Annotated in this window: 20 protein-coding genes; 9 read left to right on the top strand and 11 right to left on the bottom strand. The window is 59.0% G+C overall.

Features of this window, described 5'->3' with window-relative positions:
• Positions 1–3: 3 nt before the first annotated feature.
• The 4 genes from ACMGF7_RS22470 to ACMGF7_RS22455 all read left to right on the top strand — a co-directional run bounded on the left by ACMGF7_RS22470 (position 4) and on the right by ACMGF7_RS22455 (position 2,888).
• Entirely contained in the window at positions 4–1,506 is a 1,503-nt protein-coding gene (locus ACMGF7_RS22470; RefSeq protein WP_015377554.1) for an amino acid permease, read from the top strand.
• A 102-nt stretch (positions 1,507–1,608) separates the two neighbouring features.
• Positions 1,609–1,923 carry an ArsR/SmtB family transcription factor gene (locus ACMGF7_RS22465; protein ID WP_004941008.1) on the top strand — a complete coding sequence of 105 codons (315 nt, stop codon included), beginning with the start codon at positions 1,609–1,611 and terminating at the stop codon, positions 1,921–1,923.
• Positions 1,920–2,249: an SRPBCC family protein gene (locus ACMGF7_RS22460; protein ID WP_015377555.1), complete on the top strand. Its 330-nt coding sequence runs from the start codon at positions 1,920–1,922 to the stop codon at positions 2,247–2,249. Before ACMGF7_RS22465 ends, ACMGF7_RS22460 begins: the two co-directional genes overlap by 4 nt.
• Positions 2,250–2,294: 45 nt before the next feature.
• Positions 2,295–2,888, top strand: coding sequence for an ATP-dependent Clp protease proteolytic subunit (locus ACMGF7_RS22455; protein WP_015377556.1), 594 nt, complete (start codon positions 2,295–2,297; stop codon positions 2,886–2,888).
• A 5-nt stretch (positions 2,889–2,893) separates the two neighbouring features.
• Here the strand turns inward: ACMGF7_RS22455 and ACMGF7_RS22450 are convergent, their stop codons facing one another.
• The 6 genes from ACMGF7_RS22450 to ACMGF7_RS22425 form a co-directional block, all read right to left on the bottom strand.
• Positions 2,894–3,760: a hypothetical protein gene (locus tag ACMGF7_RS22450; protein WP_015377557.1), complete on the bottom strand. Its 867-nt coding sequence runs from the start codon at positions 3,758–3,760 to the stop codon at positions 2,894–2,896.
• A gap of 43 nt (positions 3,761–3,803) precedes the next feature.
• Positions 3,804–4,556 carry a molecular chaperone gene (locus ACMGF7_RS22445; protein ID WP_420286718.1) on the bottom strand — a complete coding sequence of 251 codons (753 nt, stop codon included), beginning with the start codon at positions 4,554–4,556 and terminating at the stop codon, positions 3,804–3,806.
• Positions 4,553–5,893, bottom strand: coding sequence for a fimbrial protein (locus ACMGF7_RS22440; RefSeq protein ID WP_406887057.1), 1,341 nt, complete (start codon positions 5,891–5,893; stop codon positions 4,553–4,555). Before ACMGF7_RS22440 ends, ACMGF7_RS22445 begins: the two co-directional genes overlap by 4 nt.
• Positions 5,894–5,920: 27 nt before the next feature.
• Positions 5,921–8,452 carry a fimbria/pilus outer membrane usher protein gene (locus ACMGF7_RS22435; RefSeq protein WP_420286717.1) on the bottom strand — a complete coding sequence of 844 codons (2,532 nt, stop codon included), beginning with the start codon at positions 8,450–8,452 and terminating at the stop codon, positions 5,921–5,923.
• Positions 8,453–8,472: 20 nt separating this feature from the next.
• Positions 8,473–9,195 (bottom strand): molecular chaperone, encoded by a 723-nt coding sequence (locus tag ACMGF7_RS22430; protein WP_049240242.1) that lies wholly within the window; start codon positions 9,193–9,195, stop codon positions 8,473–8,475.
• Between the two features lie 88 nt (positions 9,196–9,283).
• Entirely contained in the window at positions 9,284–9,817 is a 534-nt protein-coding gene (locus ACMGF7_RS22425) for a fimbrial protein (RefSeq protein ID WP_015377562.1), read from the bottom strand.
• A gap of 480 nt (positions 9,818–10,297) precedes the next feature.
• Between ACMGF7_RS22425 and ACMGF7_RS22420 the strand changes: the two genes are divergently transcribed.
• Positions 10,298–10,873, top strand: a complete 576-nt coding sequence (locus ACMGF7_RS22420) for a helix-turn-helix transcriptional regulator (protein ID WP_420286716.1) — start codon at positions 10,298–10,300, stop codon at positions 10,871–10,873.
• A gap of 7 nt (positions 10,874–10,880) precedes the next feature.
• Here ACMGF7_RS22420 and ACMGF7_RS22415 read toward each other — a convergent pair whose 3' ends face one another.
• On the bottom strand, positions 10,881–11,375 hold the full coding sequence (locus ACMGF7_RS22415; protein ID WP_015377565.1) for a winged helix-turn-helix transcriptional regulator: 495 nt from the start codon (positions 11,373–11,375) through the stop codon (positions 10,881–10,883).
• Between the two features lie 155 nt (positions 11,376–11,530).
• Between ACMGF7_RS22415 and ACMGF7_RS22410 the strand changes: the two genes are divergently transcribed.
• Complete coding sequence (locus ACMGF7_RS22410; RefSeq protein ID WP_273889979.1) at positions 11,531–11,956, top strand: tautomerase family protein; 426 nt, start codon at positions 11,531–11,533, stop codon at positions 11,954–11,956.
• 110 nt (positions 11,957–12,066) lie between these two features.
• Here the strand turns inward: ACMGF7_RS22410 and ACMGF7_RS22405 are convergent, their stop codons facing one another.
• Positions 12,067–12,948 carry a LysR family transcriptional regulator gene (locus tag ACMGF7_RS22405; RefSeq protein WP_049240238.1) on the bottom strand — a complete coding sequence of 294 codons (882 nt, stop codon included), beginning with the start codon at positions 12,946–12,948 and terminating at the stop codon, positions 12,067–12,069.
• Positions 12,949–13,129: 181 nt separating this feature from the next.
• Between ACMGF7_RS22405 and ACMGF7_RS22400 the strand changes: the two genes are divergently transcribed.
• Complete coding sequence (locus ACMGF7_RS22400; protein WP_049240237.1) at positions 13,130–14,074, top strand: amidohydrolase family protein; 945 nt, start codon at positions 13,130–13,132, stop codon at positions 14,072–14,074.
• A 127-nt stretch (positions 14,075–14,201) separates the two neighbouring features.
• Here ACMGF7_RS22400 and ychF read toward each other — a convergent pair whose 3' ends face one another.
• Positions 14,202–15,293 carry a redox-regulated ATPase YchF gene (ychF, locus tag ACMGF7_RS22395; protein WP_033633304.1) on the bottom strand — a complete coding sequence of 364 codons (1,092 nt, stop codon included), beginning with the start codon at positions 15,291–15,293 and terminating at the stop codon, positions 14,202–14,204.
• Between the two features lie 334 nt (positions 15,294–15,627).
• Here ychF and ACMGF7_RS22390 point away from each other — a divergent pair, with 334 nt between their 5' ends.
• A complete protein-coding gene (locus tag ACMGF7_RS22390; RefSeq protein ID WP_273889980.1) occupies positions 15,628–17,157 on the top strand; it encodes a SulP family inorganic anion transporter in 1,530 nt (509 codons plus the stop codon).
• 37 nt (positions 17,158–17,194) lie between these two features.
• Here the strand turns inward: ACMGF7_RS22390 and pth are convergent, their stop codons facing one another.
• Positions 17,195–17,785 carry an aminoacyl-tRNA hydrolase gene (gene pth, locus ACMGF7_RS22385; protein ID WP_021504829.1) on the bottom strand — a complete coding sequence of 197 codons (591 nt, stop codon included), beginning with the start codon at positions 17,783–17,785 and terminating at the stop codon, positions 17,195–17,197.
• A 301-nt stretch (positions 17,786–18,086) separates the two neighbouring features.
• Here pth and ychH point away from each other — a divergent pair, with 301 nt between their 5' ends.
• Positions 18,087–18,365 carry a stress-induced protein YchH gene (gene ychH / locus ACMGF7_RS22380; protein ID WP_004941056.1) on the top strand — a complete coding sequence of 93 codons (279 nt, stop codon included), beginning with the start codon at positions 18,087–18,089 and terminating at the stop codon, positions 18,363–18,365.
• Between the two features lie 185 nt (positions 18,366–18,550).
• Here ychH and prs read toward each other — a convergent pair whose 3' ends face one another.
• Positions 18,551–19,498 (bottom strand): ribose-phosphate diphosphokinase, encoded by a 948-nt coding sequence (gene prs, locus ACMGF7_RS22375; RefSeq protein ID WP_004941061.1) that lies wholly within the window; start codon positions 19,496–19,498, stop codon positions 18,551–18,553.
• Between the last annotated feature and the right edge of the window lie 126 nt (positions 19,499–19,624).

Here is a 19,624-nt window from a genome sequence, read left to right as displayed (position 1 = left end):
TCTATGGCTGCGTCGAACAGAAACACCATCGGCAAGTTTGGCCTGCTGTCGATGACGTTTGCGGCAGTGTTCAGTTTCAACAACGTGATCAACAACAATATTCAGCTCGGCATCGCCTCGTCGCCGGTATTCCTGGTGGCGACGATCATTTACTTCATTCCCTTTTGCCTGATCATCGCCGAGTTCGTCTCGCTCAACCGCAACTCCGAGGCCGGCGTCTATGCCTGGGTCAAAAGCGCGCTCGGCGGGCGCTGGGCGTTTATCACCGCCTACACCTACTGGTTCGTGAATCTGTTTTTCTTCACCGCGCTGCTGCCGCGCGTCATCGCCTACGCTTCTTACGCGTTCTTGGGCTATGACTATGTGTTTACGCCGCTGACCACGGCGATCATCAGCATCTTCCTGTTCGCCTTCTCGACCTACATCTCCAACAGCGGCGCGAAACTGCTGGGGCCGATGACCTCCGTCACTTCGTCGCTGATGCTGCTGCTGACGTTTTCCTACATCATCCTGGCGGGCGCGGCGGTGCTGGGCGGCATCGAGCCGGCCGATCCGATCAACGTGCAGGCGATGACGCCGAACTTCAACTGGGCGTTCCTCGGCATTACCGCCTGGATCTTCCAGGCGGCGGGCGGGGCGGAATCCGTGGCGGTGTACGTGAACGATGTGAAAGGCGGCAGCCGCGCCTTCGTGAAGGTGATCATCGTTTCCGGGCTGTTCATCGGCGTGCTGTATTCGGTGTCATCGCTGCTGATTAACGTATTCGTGCACCGCACCGACCTGCATTTTACCGGCGGTACGGTACAGGTGTTCGAAGGCTTGTCGGCGCACTTTGGCCTGCCGACGGTGCTGATGAACCGCTTTGTCGGCATCGTTTCCTTCACCGCCATGTTCGGTTCGCTGCTGATGTGGACGGCGGCGCCGGTGAAAATTTTCTTCACCGAGATCCCGAAGGGCATTTTCGGCGAGAAAACCATCCGCCTGAACCGGCACGGTGTGCCGACGCGCGCCGCCTGGATCCAGTTCTTCATCGTTATCCCGCTGATGCTGATCCCGACGCTGGGCTCCAGCAGCGTGCAGGATTTGATGAACACGCTGATCAACATGACCGCCGCCGCCTCGATGCTGCCGCCGCTGTTCATCATGCTGGCCTACCTGAATCTGCGTCTGAAGTACGATCGGGTGGCGCGCGATTTCAAAATGGGCTCGCGCCTGCAGGGCATCGCCATCGTCAGCGTGCTGATCGCCATCTTCACCGTCGGCTTCTTCGCCTCGACGTTCCCGACCGGCGCCAGCATCATGACCATCGTGTTCTATAACGTCGGCGGGCTGGTGGTGTTCCTCGGCTACGCCTGGTGGAAGTACAACCGCTACTCAAAGACTCTGAATGCCGAGGCGCGCTACCACGAAGACATGCCGCTGGCGCGTCTCGCGCTGGAAGCGCAGGAGGGGGCGCCTGCCGGTCAACCGGCGCTGACCACGCCCGCATGCAATAAACCGCTGTAATTGCTCACCTCTCGACTCCGCGCCCCGGCGCGGAGTCTCGCCTTGCGAAAAAAATCTGCCTCTGCGTTTGCATAATACATAAGTGAATACTAATGTGTTTGTATGAACGAAAATGACATCTTCAAGGCGTTGGCCGATCCGACCCGCCGCAGCATCTTCGACAAACTCGCTGTCGCCAGCATGAACGCCAGTGCGTTGCGCGAAGGGCTGCCCATCAGCCAGTCGGCGATGTCGCAACACCTGGCGGTGCTGCGTAACGCCGGACTGGTACGCGAGACGAGGCAGGGGCGCTGTGTCAATTACCAGGTCGACCCGGAAGGGCTGGCGCAGATCGCCCAGTGGCTGGCGAAGTACCGCGCCTACTGGCCGGCGCGCATCGACGCGCTGCAAACTTTGCTGAAGGACATGGATCAATGAACAAACAGGCTGAGCGGCCGCCGCGCGACCGGCTGGTGTTGGAATATTCGCTCGAGGCGCCGCCGGAAAAAGTGTGGCGGGCGCTCAGTGTTCCCGAATTGCGTGAGCAGTGGCTGCCGACGGGGGATCTGGCGCAGGCCGAGCCGCTGGCCGCCACGCCGGGCGAGGCGGTGAGCTATCGCTTGCGCGACGACCAACCGCCGTTTCTCGAAAGCGTCGTCACCCTGCAGATCGTGCCGGACGCCGGCGGCGGCAGCCTGCTGCGGATTATCCACCAGCTCGATGCCGCCAACGATGGCCCGCCGACGGTGATGCGCGCCGCCTGACGCGTTAAACACATTTCCCTTTGTTGCCAACCCAGGAGTTCACCGATGCGTGAGAAGATGATGCTCGTCCCGATGGTGGTGGAACAGACCAGCCGGGGAGAACGTTCCTTTGATATTTATTCGCGTCTGCTGCGCGATCGGATCGTGTTCCTTAACGGCGAAGTCAACGACGACGTGGCCGAAATGCTGTGCGCCCAGCTGCTGTTTCTGGAGGCGGAAAACCCGGAAAAACCCATCCATCTTTATATCAACTCGCCGGGCGGAGTGATCACCAGCGGGTTGGCGATTTACGACACCATGCAGTATATCCGCGCCCCGGTGCATACGCTGTGCATGGGCACCGCGCGCTCGATGGGCTCGTTCCTGCTGATGGCCGGCGAATCGGGGCACCGCATGGCGCTGCCTAATGCCAGCCTGCACGTGCACCAGCCGCTGGGCGGCTTTCAGGGGCAGGCCTCCGACATCTTGATCCACGCCGAAGAGATGAAGCGCACCAAAGACACGGTGATTCGGTTGTATGCCCAACATTGCGGCCTAAGTTATGAAGAGGTGGAGCGGGTGTTGGATCGCGATCGCTTTATGACCGCCGACGAAGCGGCGGCCTGGGGGCTGATCGATCGGGTGCTGCGGGCGCGCTAAAGGGCTCAGGAGTGCGTGGCGGATTGTAGCGTTTGCCAAACCCGTTCAAGTCCGAATTCGACCATCGCGAAATAGAGACTAAAATAGCGCTCCGCCATGATGAAGAACGAACTGTTGAGTTCGATCACCACATTATTGGTGGTGGTCAGCAGGCCGGATTTTTCCGCCGCCTGCAGAATGCGGTTCACGTGCGCGCGTGAGACGGAGCAGGACTTGGCGATTTTCGCCGAGGAGAGCAGCAGAAAGGGGGAGTCCTGTCGGATGCTTTCGATAAACAACATCAACAGCACCATGTGGCCGGCATCTTTGCTGATAAACAGCGCGGATTGCGGCACCAGATCGATCAGGTAGACCTCCTTGAGCATCAGTTGCCCGTAGGCGGCGAAAAAGGTGGACAGAAAGTCGGGCGCCGCCAGCAGCGCCGCGATGGGCATCTGTGGCGCCAGCGCCTGGTAAGGGCGCGCCATTGAGGCGATCAGCGCCTGGGTTTCCGCCAGCGCGTGCGGCGTAGGCTTATAGCGTAACTGGCGTTTGTCATGTTCGCAGGGTTTGACCTCCAGCCGGCGCCCGACCCGTAAAAAGAACAGAAAGGAATCCAGGGAATTCTCGCTGATCATATTCTTCCCTTTGAAAAAGGCTTTGATGTCTTTCAGCGCGGCGGCGTGCTGGTGGTAATAAATGGACAGGATGGTGGAGCAGATGATGAACCGGCTGTTCCTGAAAATGATTTTGTAAAACAGCGGATGCTTCTTGTAGGTCTCCCTCAATAATTCCCCGTGTTTGACGATGGCGGCGTGGAACGCCGGTGACTGCCTGATGATGTTGGCCTGTTTCTCCAGGTGAAACTGTAGCTGGAATCTGCTTAGACTCATTTTCCCTATTTCCTGTACTTAAAAAATGTGCTGCTTTTTATCGTTATGGGTTTGCTGTGTATGGCTTGACGATCTGTTGGCCCTGGTCGTTGATGAGAGTGGCCTGAACGGTGACCTGAGAAGGGAGTGTCGGCGCTGCAACGCCGTCGAGGTGATAATCCCGTATGCTGAACGGCGCGGTCATCATGTCGCTTTCTTGCCGCACCGGGTAATCGCGCCTGTCGGCGTGCACGGCGATGCGCGCGAACGAGAGATAAAACGCCGATCGGTTTTGACAGCGCAGCAGATAACCGTCCGGCGATTTTTGCAGCGTGAACGAAACGGCCTCGGCCGCGTTCTCGGCTTTCCCCTGCAGCGCTCTGGGCCGGTAGAAGATCTTCATCTGGGTGTTCATCGCCAGCGTCACGCGCGACGCCAGCGGCGGCGTGGTCGGCGGGTTAGGCGGGATCTCATACAGGTTGAGCCAGAATACCGACTCCCGGTCGACGGGCAGGTTAGCGCCGGCAAACAGGATGCGCAGCCCTTTCAGCGCAGAAGGCGGCAGGGCGAAAACGCTGGGCAGGGTGACAAACGGTGCGCGGGACAGTTCGGGGGCGGCGTTGACGTCGCCGTTATCGACCCAGGTTTGCGCCACGATCGGGTAGCCGTTGGTGTTGAGCAGCATCAGGGTTTTTTCCGTCTCGCCTTCGCGGAAAATCACCCGCGTGGCGGAGGCGATGATGCCTGCCTGCGCGCCGATGGAAGCCAGCGCCAGCAGCAGGGCGCATCCCATCGTCAGATATTTCTTTCTCATCATTGCACCTTAACCCAAACGTAGGCCCTGGCGTCCACCTTGCCGGCGGTGACGGTTTGGCCAGGCAACCGGGCGAGCGTGGCGGTGAGCTGGGTGGTGTAGTGGGTAAACCCCGCCGCGGTGCTGCCGCCGCCGCTGGCGCCGTTGAGCACCGGGTACCAGCCGGCGTCGCTGCCCTGCGGGCATTGCCCGGCGCTGCAACGCGTCCAGCCGACAAAGTTCATCGGCGCGCCGTTGCCGGCGTTGGCGAGCGCGATACCCACGCCGGTGGCGACGCTGCTGTCGGTGCCGTAGCCGCTGGAGAGCAGGTAGCTCACGCCGCCGTTGGCGCTGACCAGCCCGAGCTGCTGCGCCGCGACATAGCTTTCATACGGTACCTGCAGGCCGAGGGCGGTATTGTTGCTGCTGACGCCGGATACGGCGGCGTTGTCGCATTCGATATTGATGGTGAACTGCGCCTGTGAGGTTTGCCCGGCGGTCAACTGGCTGACGGAAATGGTCGGCAGGATCACCAGCGGCGTGACGTTGCGCGCCACGCAGGTGGCGGTATAGGTCAATGAGGAGATCGGTGCGGTGCCCATGCCCATCGCGTTCCAGCGCCCGGTGCCCCAGGTGGCGTAGTTGGTGGCGGAATCGCTGCCGATAGGATCCGAAGCGATGCCGGGCCCCTGAAAGGTGACATAGCCGTTCGGCTGCGTGCAGGTATAGTTCGAATTGCCGGTGGTCGACGCCATGCCCACCAGCGGGTTGCCGGCGCTGTAGCCGCAGTAGTTGCTGGCGCCCGCGCCCGGCAGCGAGCTGATGCGGATCAGATCGGCGCGGATGGCGCTGAAGTCTTTCACCCGGATCTGGATTTTGTTGCCGACGGTGGCGTAGCGGGTAATCGGCGCCGACTGCCAGTAACGGGTAAAAACCTTGCCGGAATCCAGGTGGGTCAAACGGATGCCGACGTAGGGGAAGTAGGTGGCGTAATAGTTGGGGTTGCCGTCCTGGGCGCCCAGATCGAAATAGCCGCCGACGCGATCGTCGCCGTTGGTGGCGAAGACTTCATAAATTTGCCCGACATCGCCGGCATCGCATTCATACAGCACCTTGTTTGGGTCGGGATAGCGGGTGCCGGAGGTCAGATCGAACACGCTGGTGCCGAGCGGCGTGCCGACGGGCTGCAGATAGGTGCTGGTCAGGTTGACCCGGCCCAGCGCCGTGCCTACCCCGCAAGGATCGCAGCCGGAGTCGATCCAGGGGGCGACACGCGTGCATTGCGCCAGCGCCGCGGGCGCGCCGAACAGCGACAGGGCGAACAGCGCCGGGGCGGCGACCAGATAAGAAATGTGTTTCATCGTCTCTCCTGAGATCAGTTAAACGGGCTAGCGGCATGGGGAGCTGAGCCGCTGAATCGGGCTGTCTTCCGCGGCGGGCAGGCGATAATGCAGCGTGCACTGCTGGCCGGGCGCGTCGCCCCAGTTCAGCGTCAGTTCGCCGGCGCTCCGATCGCTGCGTAGGTACACCTGGTTGGCCTGGCCGACCATGCCCACGCTGTTGCCTGCCGCGTCAAGGACGTTGGCGCCCATCGGGATCGGTGCGTTATCGGGCCGCTGTGCGGTGATCAGCAGCGCCTGGCCGCGCACGGTGTTGAAGCGCAGGCGCACCGTGGCACCGGCATAAGGAGCCACGCGCCGCTGGCCGTCTTCCAGTTCCGCTTTGTCGTTCATGCCCTCGGGGTTCAGCGCGACGGTGTTGTAGTGATAGGGCACCAGCGACGGAGCCAGCGCATAGCCGAAGCGATCGACGCGCGCGCCCTGGCCGTCCATCACCCGTGCGCCGCTGGCGCCGGGCGCTTCGATCAGGGCGAAGGTGTCGCCGACATACGGCCCTAATGTCACGCCGCCGCGGTGCGCCACCACCGCGCCCTGCAGCGACAGGGAGCCTTGTCGGTACTGGCGCGCGGTGGAGAACGAGCCGGTGACGTTGGCGTAAGGCAGGCGGGTTTGCAGGTTGCCGCCCCAGACGCTTTGTTGGCGATCGTCGTCGGTGGTGAAGTTCAGGCCGTAACTGACCGGCTGTTCGTCGCCGACGCTGCCCGACAGCGCAGCCTGATAGTTGCCGCCCTGACCCTGGCTGTGGTTGGCCAGCAGCGAGACGCTGGGGGCGGATGATGAACGCCCGAGCGGGAAGCTCAGCGACAGGGCGGTGACGGTCTGCGCGTTCTGCGCCAGCGGCGCGCTGTAGACGTTATCCAGCGGCCCGTAGCCGCGGTAGTCGCCGTTGCTGTAGCCCAGGCTGCGGGTGCGGGTGACGGAAAGGTTAAGCGCCACACCGTTGCCGAAGGTTTTCCCCCAGCCCAGCTGGAGCTGATTGTCGCGGCCGCGCTGATCGCGGTAGTCCTGAGTCGAGCCGGACATCGTCAGGCTGCCGAACGCGCCCATGCCCTGATTGACGGCCACCTCGAAACGCGAACGCTGGCGGTAGGAGTCGGACTGCCAGTTTTGGCCGGTAACGGCGGCGCGCCGCACGCCGAGCACGTCGCTGAGATCGCGAAAGCCTTCGGTAGAGTAGCGGTAGCCGGCGATGGATAGCGTGGTGTCTGTCGGGCTGAAGGTTCGGCTGTAAGAGAGGTGCAGCATCCAGCCGGAGGCGCCGCCGTCCGGCAGGCTGGCGTGGGAATAGGTGGTATCCATGCCGAAGGCGCCCAGCCAGCTGCTGTACACGCCGCCCAACATCATCGCCTGGTAGCCGTCCGCCAGCTGATTGCCGAGGTTGAAGGTCAGGGCGTTGGTCAGGCCGTGCTGCCAGGTCACTTCGCTGAACAGATCGTTGTCGCCGACGTAGCGGGAACGGCCGACGATGGCGGAGTAGCGCGACTGGCCGGGGCGAATGGATTCCGGCACCGCGGCGAACGGCACGGTGAAGGTGCTGACGCTGCCGTCGGCTTCGGTCACCACCACGGTCAGATCGCCGGCGTAGTTGGTGGCGTACAGATCGTTGATGGCGAACGGCCCCGGCGCCACGGTGGTTTCGTACAGCGTGCTTTTACCCTGCAGCACCGTCACGCGCGCGTTGCTTTTCGCCACGCCGTGCACCACCGGCGCATAGCCGCGCTGTGAATCCGGCAGCATGCGATCGTCCGAGCTGAGCTGAATGCCGCGAAAGCCCAGGCCGGAGAAGAAGTGCCCGTCGGTAAAGCCTTCGCCCAACAGCATTTCGCTGCGCCAGGGCAGGATTGCGCGCTGCACGTAGCGGCGGCTGGTGTCCAGGTGACCGCCGAACTCCCGATCGTAGCGGTAGCTGGACTGCTGGCGGTAGCGCCAGAGCCCGAGGTTGAATCCGCCGTTCAGGTTGGCGTAGGTCGAATCGAGATCGCGGGTTTGCCCCTGCCGGTAGCTGACGTGGTACTGGTTGAGGTTGTAATTGACGAAGGCCATTGATTCGCCGCTGTCCAGGCTGGCGGGATTGACGCTGCCGCGCGGCCGGCCGTTCAACAGCGCCTGCGGAATGCTGAGATCCAGCCGCAGCCGCGAGATATCGGCGTTCACCATGATGTCCTTCAGATCCCGGCCGGGCAGCAGGCATTCCGCCTCGGCCGCCGGCGGATTCTTCAGCCCGAAGCGCGTCAGCTGCGGCCGATCGAAACAGGGCAGCACCTGCTGGCCTGCGCGCACGAAGCGAATTTGATCGCGCTCGAGAAACTGGCCGTTGAGGTACAGATCGATCTGATAGCTGCCGGGGGCGACGGCGTCCTGCTGGTTGAACTGGCTCAGGGCGCTGTTGCTCAGCACGCTGCCGCGCAGCAGCGCGGGATCGAAGGTGTAGCCGTCGGCGGCGGCGCAGCCCAACGGCAACGCCAGCAGCGCGCAGCACCAGCGTGCGGGCAACGGCGTCGCCTTGCGGACATCGAACATGAAAACCTCCCTGTCTGGTTTCAGCGCGCGACGTTCAGGGTGCGTGTGGTTTCCACCCCGTAGTCATTGATGACGCGCAGCGCGACCTGCCGCACTTCCCCGTTCACCGGCCAATTGGCCTGTGAAAACGGCGGGATCAGATCCGCCTGCGGAATGGCGCTGCGCTTCGCACCGCTCAGAATTACCGCCTGGCTGACGTTGGCGTAGTAGCCGGTCGGGTTGTCGACGCGCAGCGCGTTGCCGACCTGACGCAGGCTAAGGCGATCGATGACGTGGTTGGCGTCGCCGGCCAGCCCGGCCGGGCGATAGAACACTTTCAGCCGGTTGGTGACCACCAGCAGCAGTTTGTTCTTGTCGCTGTCCGTCTGACGCACGGCGGGGACCTGCAGGAAGTTGAGGTAGAACAGCGATTCGCGATCGCGCGCCAGCGGCTGGCCGACGAACGACAGCCGCACCATTTGCCCGCTGTGCGGATCCATGCGGAAGATTTGCGGTGAGGCGACAAAGGGCGCATCGGCATTTTCCGGCGTGGACTGCGGGTTGTTGATGTCGAGCCAGATCTGCATCAGCGCCGGGGCGCCGTCATCGTTGGTGAACTGCAGCGTTTTCTCCCGCGCCTCGGCGGGGTAGATCACGCGGTTGCCGAGCAGCGTTACGCTGGCCAAGGCGTGGGTGGCGGCAAAACTCATCAGGCAAAGCGACAGGGCGGCCCATCGGCGGGCGGAACGGGATATCTGCGGCATAAACGTGAACCGATAAAGAAGCGAGTCATTCAGCGCCGTCCGCTAAGGAACGGCGCTGGCATCAACAGGTATGGCGCCTGACGCCGGCTTATTTGTAGCTAATGGCGAACTGGGCGGTGGCGATCACCGAACCGGCCGCCACGCCGGTGTCTTCCGCGTAGTAGCGGGCCACCAGGTTCTGCGAGGTGGAGGTGGCGTCTTTCGCCAGCGTCATCGCCGACGTGGTGACGGTCGAACCGCTGGCGAACGACAGCGGCGTGGTGGCGTCGCTGTCCAGCAGTTGAATGGACACTTTGGCCGCATCGCCCGCGTTGCCCAGATTGCCGTTGGTGGTCGGGTTGTTGCCCGCCAACACGGTTTTGATCGCCGTATCGCTGGTCGCCGCCGCACAACCCGTGACGTTAACGGTAAAGGTGGTGTCGCCGGCGGTGGCGCCTTTGGTGGCGAGTTTGCTGGCGGCGACGGTCGGCAGCAACACGACCGGGTTGGATTGGTTGCCGTTAATATTCACCGAACAGGTTTGCGTGCTGACTTCGCCTTTGAATTGCACGGTATTGGACGAGGCGGCCGCACAGGCGCCGGAGAGAGCCAGCATGGATAATGCGACTAATTTAACATTCATGTGAAATACCCTTTAATTAACTTTAGAGAAAAGCTTTCCTGACAGTAATAAATTACTGACGTGCGTTTGTTGATTAATCATGTTGCGCAATTGTTTTTTAAACGCGTCGGCAAACATGGATTTTCATCCTAACAAACTAAGAATTTTCCCTATAGGTGTTTTCCGCATGGTAATAAGTTGGTGGTGCGGGTTGTTACATTTATTTTCATTTTTTCTTATATCATACAAAATGGAAAATAGATCTATATCATTGTGTTGCGTTTTTATTGGATCGTCGGTTTTTGTTTATGAAATAATTTGAAACATTCATGCCTTTTTTGCGTGTTAATCAAAGTTCTGGCTGTTGCGTGATTATTTGAAAAACATGTTATCAAGTTGTTTTATATCGGTGTGCTTTGCAGGCGAATTACCCCAAAAAAGAGCAGCGACAAGCCGCCTGAGGTGTGGAAGCATACTTTCACGCTGATAAGGAGAATTAAAGTGAGAGTGATTTATATCGACGGTTCGCCGCTATGCCGTTTGGGGATGAAAACATTATTGGGAGAAGGAGTGATAACCTTATCCTCGCCCAATATTAATATTATTAAAAATATAAGCCCTGCGCCTGATTTAATTATCATGGATTTTCCCCATGAAATTTACCGGTTCGAAGCGTATTTGCGATTTATTCACGCCTCACGTGCTGAATATGAAGGCGTCCGGATACTGTTCTTCGTCGATAAGACTTCGCCGCTGATCCTGGCATTTATCGCGGCGGCGCAGCCGGATGCGATTTTGCACAAACGGGAAGCGCTGCGGGTGGTGCGGGAAACCTGCGCGGCGCTAGTCCGCCGTGAAGAGACGGGCGAACGGCGCGTGGTGAGCCGGCGGGCGGCGGCGATCACGCCTGGCGAGGCGGCGGTGTTGTGTGAAACCGCCCGTACGGAAGATATCCGCCAGACTGCGCGGCGGCTGAATTTGCACCCGAAAACTGTTTATTCGCACCTCAACAATGCCGGCAAGAAGTTCGGCATCCGCAATCGGGTGGAACTGCTGAAGATGATTGCGCTGCTGTAGCGCGCCGTTAACGGGCCTGGCCTACGGCCAGCCGCCATCGCGTGATCTCATCGGCGCCGGGCCCGGCGGCCAGCGCCAGGCTTTGCGGCGGCAGAGATTCGCCGGTCACGGCATCTACCACGCGCAGGGTGGCGGGGTGGCCGGTCACACGGTCAACTACGCGCAGCGGCGGCCCGGCCAGCTCGGACAGATTCCATTTGTCGCCAATCTGAATCATCGCCATCACCAGCAGCCCGAGATCTTTTCCCTTCTCCGTCGGCAGATACTCGTAGCGATCGGGACGCGTCTGGTATTGCCGCTTTTCGATAAGGCCGTGGCTTTCCAGGGCCTTGAGGCGATCGGTCAGCGTATTGTTGGTGATGCCGGTCGATTGGCGCAAATCGTCATAGCGCGAGAGCCCCAGCAATAGATCGCGCATGAGAATCGCGCCCCAGCGATCGCCCAGTGCCGACAGCACGTGCGCCACCGAGCACGTCATGCCTTCAAACCCTTTTGCTTTCACGTTGCCTTACCTCCGCTTGCCACCTGATTGCCGAGAATGTTATCGCCTCGGCTTGATAACTTCAATAATTGGAGTTATTACTCTTATTATTGAAGTTTTCGTTTAACAACGGCTGATGGCCTGAACGCCGGCCGGAAAACCTAGGAGACAACGCGATGCCACTGTGGCAGATCTACCACCCCGAACCGGCCTTCAGCGCCGCCGATAAACGCGCGATCGCGCAGAAAGTCACCGCCCTGTATCAGGACTTTTTGCCGCGTTTCTACGTCAACGTCTTTTTCCACGCGCTGCCGCCAGGATCGGCGTATCTCGGCGGCGAACCGGCCGATGATTTCGTGCGCGTGACCATCGACCATATCGCGCGCGCCATGGACAACGACGCGGAGCAGCAGCAATTTCTGGCGGCCTGCACCCGCATCCTGCAACCCTACATCGCCGCACGCGGGCTGCGCTGGGAGCTGCACGTGGACGAAACGCCGTTCCCGCTGTGGACGATAGACGGATTGAAACCGCCGGCGCCGGGAACGGCGGCCGGGGAGAAATGGCGCAGCGAGAACCGGCCTTCGGCGTGGGAGGGGTAGCGGCGTCTTCGGAATGCCTAATGCTTAAAGGCAGCTATGAGTGTCGGTTTTGATCTTCGCGTTCAAAGAGGGGCGAGATTAAGCGTGGGGGGAGGAGAAATCGACGAAAGTCATAGACTACTTTTTACATCTGATATGAAGGCATTAACGATGGCGGATTTTTCATTCTCACGATAGATGAAAAAAAACTCAGTCACGTTATCGACACCGGGGATCGCTCTGTAGGTAATGTTAGGCAGCTTGATTGAGGATAGTGTAGAAGGAACGATAGCGATGCCCAGGCCAGAAGCCACCATGGCGAGCACGCTTAGTGTGCTGTCCAGCCGATAGGAAACCTGGACGTCTTCTTCAAGAATGGCTTTCAGGATACGAAGCTGGCCATCGTCTCCGCTGTTTTCCGAGTAGATGATAAAGTCTCGTCCCGAGAGGTCTTCTTTTTTCAAGGTCTCTTTTTTCGCCAGATCGGAGTCTTCCTGAATCACGACGACCCAGTCAAACTTTTTAATGGGTATAAGGCCGAGCCCCGGTGGGATTTTGAGATCCAGATTGGGGCAGTAGCTGACGTCGATATTTCCGTTGACGATCTCATCGATTTGTTTCCAGTAAGACATCTCTTTGGCGCGGAAGTTAACGCCGGGATGCTCTGCTTTAAATCGATGAATATCGGCGGTGACTAATCCCGCCGCGACGGCATTGCCGACAAATCCGATGCGCACATTGCCATTCTCACCTTTCGCTGCTGCTTTGGTTTCGTCAAGCGCGCTTTTTATTTTTTCATAAATATCCGGTGCATTTTTTAAAAATATCTCTCCTACTTCGGTAAGTTCGACATTGCGGTTGGTGCGAATAAAAAGTGGTGCACCAATTTCTTCTTCCAGCGCTTTTATCTGCATGCTGAAAGCCGACTGTGTAACATGAATTCGCTTAGCCGCCTTGCCGAAATGTTTTTCTTCAACGAGAGCCAGGAATGCCTGGATATGGCGAAAATTCATGGATTAGATTCCTGCATCAGTTGTTCAAAAAAATGAATTGGATATATAGCGACCATGAAAATACCCTCTAATAGAACTCACGTTAAAGTGTAGATTATTTCTGGAATGCGGGTTAGTCAACAACACTCAGCATGTTGCTATCTATTTCAAAGACCGAATATATGCATAGTGGAGGCGTTAAATGAATTCATTAGCCAGAATCGATGTTCATACTCACCTGGTCCCACCTTTTTGGGGCAGCGCGCTGCCCAGCCACGGCGGCGATCCATCCGGTTGGTCTCTGCCCAAATGGACGGCGGACGACCATCTGGGCTATATGGACAAACAGCAAATAGCGACCAGCGTCCTGTCGTTAACCGCGCCGAGCGTGGTTGGCTGGGAAGGCCAGGCGCGCCGCGATATGGCCAGAAAAGTCAATGAGTATACGGCGGATCTGGTGGCGAAATACCCTACGCGGTTTGGTAACTTCGCGACAGTGCCGTTGCCGGACGTTGAGGGGGCGGTGCTGGAAGTGGAGTATGCGCTGGATGTGCTGAAAGCCGATGGCGTGGTGTTATTAACCAACTATGAAGGGGTTTATTTAGGGGATAAAAAGTGGGCTCCGCTTTGGGCTGCACTAAATCAACGCTCTGCCGTTGTTTTCATTCACCCTGGTCATCCCATCATGGATTTGCTGGATGGCGTTCCGGGTCCCTTGGTTGATTATCCGTTTGATACTGCCCGCAATGCCGTCCATATGGTGTTGAACGGCATTATGGACAATTATCCTAACGTGAAAATTATTCTTTCGCATGCCGGCGGATTCCTGCCTTATGCCGTTCTGCGCTTTACATTGCTGGCGGAATCGCTTAATCCAAATGGGCCGTCAGCTCAGGAATTGAACGATAAATTTAAGCGTTTTTATTTTGATACCGCATTGTCTTCCGGCCCGAATGCATTTTCCAGCCTGCTGACGTTTGCGAATCATAACAATATTCTGTTCGGCAGCGATTATCCTTATGCGCCTGAGTCCGTCGCCGCTAAGTTTAATCATATTCTCGACGCCGAGACAAACCTGACGGATGCCCAGAAAGCAAGTTTCAACCGGAATAACGGTCTGGCGCTTTTCCCTCGATTAAATAAATAAAGGTTCTGCTGGGGCGATGCCGCACTGCTTCAAGCGCTGGTGGGTTCCTTCCCGAAAACAAAAAATCCACGCCGAAGCGTGGATTTTTCCGTTTCCGGCAGCGGAGAGAAACGCTGCGGGGAAGGGGTTAGACGTTGAACAAGAAGTTCATCACGTCGCCGTCTTTGACGATGTAGTCTTTACCTTCGGAACGCATTTTGCCGGCTTCTTTGGCGCCTTGCTCACCCTTGTAGGTGATGAAGTCGTCATAGGAGATGGTTTGGGCGCGGATAAAGCCTTTCTCGAAGTCGGTGTGGATCTTGCCGGCCGCCTGCGGGGCAGTGGCGCCTACCGGGATGGTCCAGGCACGCACTTCTTTCACGCCGGCGGTGAAGTAGGTTTGCAGGTTCAGCAGTTCATAACCGGCGCGGATCACGCGGTTCAGACCCGGCTCTTCCAGGCCCAGCTCGGCCATGAACTCGTCGCGCTCTTCGTCTTCCAGCTCGGCGATGTCGGATTCCACGGCGGCGCACACGGCAACCACTACGGAGCCTTCGGCGTCGGCGATTTTACGCACGGTGTCCAGGTACGGGTTGTTCTCGAAGCCGTCTTCGTTGACGTTGGCGATGTACATGGTCGGCTTCAGCGTCAGGAAGCTCAGGTATTTGATCGCCGCCTTGTCTTCCGCGGTCAGATCCAGCGCGCGCAGCATGCCGGCGTTTTCCAGGTGCGGCAGGCATTTCTCCAGCGCCGCGAGCTCGGCTTTAGCGTCTTTGTCGCCGCCTTTGGCTTTCTTCTGCACACGGTGGATGGCGCGCTCGCAGGTGTCCAGGTCGGACAGCGCCAGCTCGGTGTTGATCACGTCGATGTCTTCGGCCGGATCGACCTTGTTGTTGACGTGGATGATGTTGTCGTTTTCGAAGCAGCGCACTACGTGGCCGATGGCTTCGGTTTCGCGGATGTTGGTCAGGAACTGGTTGCCCAGGCCTTCACCTTTGGACGCGCCTTTCACCAGGCCGGCGATGTCGACGAATTCCATGGTGGTTGGCAGAATGCGCTGCGGTTTGACGATCTCGGCCAGCTTATCCAGACGCGGATCGGGCATCGGCACCACACCGGTGTTCGGTTCAATGGTGCAGAACGGGAAGTTGGCTGCTTCAATGCCCGCTTTGGTCAACGCGTTGAACAGGGTGGATTTGCCTACGTTAGGCAGGCCGACGATACCGCATTTGAATCCCATGTTGTAATCACCTTAAATATCTTAACTATCAGCCGGTTAGGTTTAATCGACTGCATAAAGGGCAAAATAATGCCGCCATTATACACGTAATGGGCGTTTATCTCGATCAGACTTGCTTGGCCGGGGCGAACGCAGCGCGGACGGCCGGTTTTTATTTGAGATTTGGATCACATTTACCCATACTGGCCATTCCGATTAACCGACAGGAAACGCGCCGGATGTATTTCTTGCCTACGCCACCCTGAGCTGTGCCCGCCTGCACTCTGCCGCGCCTTGCGGTACCCCATACCCGCTACGCGGGGAGATGGTGTCATCTGTCATAAGTGAATAATGCATGTTTAACCTGAGTAACGTCAGGATCGCGGACGTTAAAAATGAAGTCCTGGCGGGCTTTGTGGTGGCGGTTTCGATGATCCCCGAGGCGGTCGGCTTTTCGCTGGTCGCCGGTCTTTCGCCGATTGTCGGCTTGCATACCGCGTTTATTATCGGCCTGGTCACGGCGCTGTTCGGCGGCAAACCGGGCATGGTTTCCGGCGCCGCCGGCTCCATTGTGGTGGTGCTGATGAGCCTGGCGGCGCAGTACGGCATGGGTTACGTGCTGTGGGCCACGCTGTTTGCTGGGGCGATTCAAATCCTGATCGGCGCCTTCCGGCTGGGCAAGTTCATTCGTCTGGTGCCGCTGCCGGCGATCCACGGCTTCGTCAACGGCCTGGCGATCGTCATCATGCTGGCGCAGCTGAAGATGATCGCCGGGCAGGGGCCGCTGATGTACGGCCTGGTGGCGCTGGCGATTGCGGTGGTGGTGCTGTTCCCGCGCCTGACCAAGGCCATTCCGTCTTCGCTGGCGGCGCTGCTGGTGGTCTCGGCGTTGGCCATCGGCCTCAACCTGCACACGCTGCGGGTGGGCGATCAGGCGGACATTTCCGGCGCGCTGCCGCACTTTAGTCTGCCGACGGCGCCGTTTAGCCTGGAGATGGTGCGGGTGGTGCTGCCCTATGCGGTGGTGATCGCCCTGGTCGGTTTGATTGAATCGCTGCTGACCATGACGGTGCTGGATGAAATGGGCGGCAAGAAGGGCAACGGCAATCGCGAGAGTATCGCGCAGGGCGCCGGTAACGCGGTATGCGGCCTGTTCGGCTGCTTCGCCGGCTGCGCGATGATCGGCCAGTCGATCATCAACTTCACCTCGGGCGGGCGCGGGCGTATCTCCGGTACGGTGGGCGCCATCCTGCTGATTCTGTTCGTGGTCAGCCTGTCGCGCTATATCGGCCTGCTGCCGGTGGCGGCGCTGGCCGGGGTGATGCTGGTGGTGTGTTACAACACCTTCGAGTGGAGCTCGCTGCGCCGCTTGCGCCGCATGCCGAAAGCCGACGCGCTGGTGATGGTCACCGTCACGCTGATCACCATCTTTACCGATCTGGCGGTGGCGGTGATCAGCGGGGTGATTATCTCGGCGCTGGTGTTCGCCTGGCAGCAGGCGCGCATCCGCGTGCGCCAGCGGCAGGTAACGGGCGACGTGGCGGTGTATCAACTGGATGGCCCGCTGTTCTTCGGCTCCGCCGCGGCTTTCGCCGAGCTGTTCGATCCGCAGAGCGATGCGCAGAATGTGGTGCTGGATTTTGCCGGCACCCGGGTGATGGATTCCAGCGGCGTGGAGGCGATCGATAAGCTGACGGCGCGTTATCTGGCGGCGGGGAAAAGCATTCGTCTGCGCCACCTGAGCGCTGACTGCGTGCGCTTGCTCAAACGCGCCGGGCCGTTCTGCAGCCATGAGCTGGACGATCCGCAGTATTACGTGGCGGAAGAGGGGTTCACCGCCGATGAGCGCCGGGTGGGCGAGGAAACCTTCAACCCGCGCGGCTAAAAGCAGGCAGCGGGCAGGGCGCCCGCTGCGGCAAGGTTCAGGCCTGCGCCTTGAAGCTGTGCAGGCGCTGAACGGTTTTTTCCAGCCCGTCCTTCATCAGCATTTCGGTGCAGCGCAGCGACTCGTCGATCGCTTCGTCAATCATCTTCTGTTCGCTGGCCGGCGGCTTGCCGAGCACGAAGCCCACCACCTTGTTCTTGTCGCCCGGATGGCCGATACCGATGCGCAGGCGATAGAAGTTCGGGTTGTTGCCGAACTTGTTTTGGATGTCTTTCAGGCCGTTGTGGCCACCGTTGCCACCGCCGAGCTTGATTTTGGCCACGCCGGGCGGTAGATCCAGCTCGTCGTGCGCCACCAGGATCTCGCTGGGTTCGATGCGGTAGAAATTGGCCATCGCCAGCACCGCTTTGCCGCTCAGGTTCATGAAGGTGGTCGGCACCAGCAGGCGCACGTCGTTGCCCGCCAGGTTCAAACGGGCGGTGTAGCCGAAGAACTTGCTCTCTTCTTTCAACTGCTGATTGTGGCGCTGGGCCAGCAGATCGACGTACCAGGCGCCGGCGTTGTGGCGTGTCTGGGCGTATTCCGCGCCCGGGTTGGCCAGGCCGACTATCAATTTAATACTGCTCACTGGGAGATTCGCTATGATCAGGGTAATGGAAAGGGCCTTAGTCTACCTGTCGGGGCGATGAATGACAAAACCCGATCTCTGCCGTCGCCCTGGGTAAGAAAGACGAATGATTCATTAGCTGAATAATTCAATTTGTCCGCTAATTTTCAGCACCGTGTTAAGAAGTGTCAATAATTCTTTACCATTTGTGATCGCCTCCGCAATCCCCTTGCCACAACAGGGACTATACTTAACTTATCAAAGTGGGTTAACAAGTTGCAGCGTTATCCCGGTTGGCACATGGCAATCATGGAGGTGGCATATGAAACGTAGAAGCGCGGACAGAGTGGGCAACTTTTTTATGGGGCTGGGGCTGGTCGTGATGATCGGCGGTGTCGGATACTCAATTATTGCTGAAGTATCCCAGTTCAATCTGCCGCAATTTTTCGCCCACGGCGCCATCATGAGCATCTTCGTCGGCGCGCTGTTGTGGCTGGTGGGCGCGCGTATCGGCGGCCGCGAACAGGTGGCGGATCGTTACTGGTGGGTAAAACACTTTGATAAACGGTGCCGCAACGATCAACATCGTTCGTCGCATTGATTAAAAAAGCAGAAGGGAAGCAAGAGCGGGGCAAGGGAACATCTGCCGTGCATTAAGGTTTGAGGTCATGTCGGACTACAAGTAGAAAACCCGTTGTTGCTCGCGCACCAACGGGTTTTTCTTTTTCTGCTGTCGGGCGCGTTATCTTTCCGGCGCAGTGGGCGCCGCACCGGAAAGACGACGAATTAATGCTCGAACATCGCAGAGATCGACTCTTCGTTGCTGATGCGGCGGATGGCTTCAGCCAGCATGCCGGACAGGGTCAGAGTGCGAACGTTTTTCAGTGCCTTGATTTCCGGCGACAGCGGAATGGTGTCGCAGACGATCACTTCATCAATCACCGAGTTCTTGATGTTGTCCACGGCGTTGCCGGAGAAGATCGGGTGCGTCGCGTAGGCGAATACGCGCTTGGCACCGCGTTCTTTCAACGCTTCAGCCGCTTTACACAAGGTGCCGCCGGTGTCGATCATGTCGTCGACCAGCACGCAGTCGCGGCCTGCCACGTCACCGATGATGTGCATCACCTGAGAAACGTTCGCGCGCGGGCGGCGTTTGTCGATGATGGCCATGTCGGTGTCGTTCAGCAGTTTGGCGATGGCGCGGGCGCGCACGACGCCGCCGATGTCCGGGGAAACCACGATCGGGTTTTCCAGGTTCTGCTGCAGCATGTCTTCCAGCAGGATCGGGCTGCCGAACACGTTGTCTACCGGTACGTCGAAGAAGCCTTGAATCTGCTCAGCATGCAGATCCACCGTCAGAACGCGGTCAACCCCTACGCTGGAGAGGAAATCGGCAACCACCTTGGCGGTGATTGGCACACGCGCGGAACGCACGCGGCGATCCTGACGGGCATAGCCGAAGTAAGGGATAACGGCGGTAATACGACCTGCGGAGGCGCGACGCAGGGCGTCGACCATCACAACCAGTTCCATCAGGTTGTCGTTGGTCGGGGCACAGGTGGACTGGATGATGAAAATATCACCGCCGCGTACATTTTCGTTGATTTGCACGCTCACTTCGCCGTCGCTAAAACGACCTACAGCGGCGTCACCAAGGCTGGTGTACAAACGGTTGGCAATACGTTGTGCTAGTTCCGGGGTGGCGTTACCAGCAAAAAGCTTCATATCAGGCACGAGAAGAACCTCAGGCTTGCGTCCAGAGAAGATATTGTCATACGACATCGCCAAGGGGCAGTCGGCGACGCCGGCGCAATATACATACGGGTATGTAAAACTAAAATTGAGACCGCAGGCAGCGCA

Source organism: Serratia sp. BNK-17, from assembly GCF_048684935.1.
Classification (GTDB): domain Bacteria; phylum Pseudomonadota; class Gammaproteobacteria; order Enterobacterales; family Enterobacteriaceae; genus Serratia; species Serratia nematodiphila.
Note: the sequence above shows the minus strand (reverse complement) of the source record. Positions and strands in the feature narration are given on the sequence as shown.

Coding starts and splice junctions, on each gene's coding strand:
- ACMGF7_RS22440 (WP_406887057.1), bottom strand. CDS start 5,893: ATGAAACACATTTCTTATCTGGTCGCCGCCCCGGCGCTGTTCGCCCTG.
- ACMGF7_RS22455 (WP_015377556.1), top strand. CDS start 2,295: ATGCGTGAGAAGATGATGCTCGTCCCGATGGTGGTGGAACAGACCAGC.
- ACMGF7_RS22430 (WP_049240242.1), bottom strand. CDS start 9,195: ATGCCGCAGATATCCCGTTCCGCCCGCCGATGGGCCGCCCTGTCGCTT.
- ychH (WP_004941056.1), top strand. CDS start 18,087: ATGAAACGTAGAAGCGCGGACAGAGTGGGCAACTTTTTTATGGGGCTG.
- ACMGF7_RS22445 (WP_420286718.1), bottom strand. CDS start 4,556: ATGATGAGAAAGAAATATCTGACGATGGGATGCGCCCTGCTGCTGGCG.
- ACMGF7_RS22465 (WP_004941008.1), top strand. CDS start 1,609: ATGAACGAAAATGACATCTTCAAGGCGTTGGCCGATCCGACCCGCCGC.
- ACMGF7_RS22460 (WP_015377555.1), top strand. CDS start 1,920: ATGAACAAACAGGCTGAGCGGCCGCCGCGCGACCGGCTGGTGTTGGAA.
- ychF (WP_033633304.1), bottom strand. CDS start 15,293: ATGGGATTCAAATGCGGTATCGTCGGCCTGCCTAACGTAGGCAAATCC.
- ACMGF7_RS22425 (WP_015377562.1), bottom strand. CDS start 9,817: ATGAATGTTAAATTAGTCGCATTATCCATGCTGGCTCTCTCCGGCGCC.
- ACMGF7_RS22470 (WP_015377554.1), top strand. CDS start 4: ATGGCTGCGTCGAACAGAAACACCATCGGCAAGTTTGGCCTGCTGTCG.
- ACMGF7_RS22390 (WP_273889980.1), top strand. CDS start 15,628: ATGTTTAACCTGAGTAACGTCAGGATCGCGGACGTTAAAAATGAAGTC.
- ACMGF7_RS22400 (WP_049240237.1), top strand. CDS start 13,130: ATGAATTCATTAGCCAGAATCGATGTTCATACTCACCTGGTCCCACCT.
- ACMGF7_RS22450 (WP_015377557.1), bottom strand. CDS start 3,760: ATGAGTCTAAGCAGATTCCAGCTACAGTTTCACCTGGAGAAACAGGCC.
- ACMGF7_RS22410 (WP_273889979.1), top strand. CDS start 11,531: ATGCCACTGTGGCAGATCTACCACCCCGAACCGGCCTTCAGCGCCGCC.
- ACMGF7_RS22405 (WP_049240238.1), bottom strand. CDS start 12,948: ATGAATTTTCGCCATATCCAGGCATTCCTGGCTCTCGTTGAAGAAAAA.
- ACMGF7_RS22435 (WP_420286717.1), bottom strand. CDS start 8,452: ATGTTCGATGTCCGCAAGGCGACGCCGTTGCCCGCACGCTGGTGCTGC.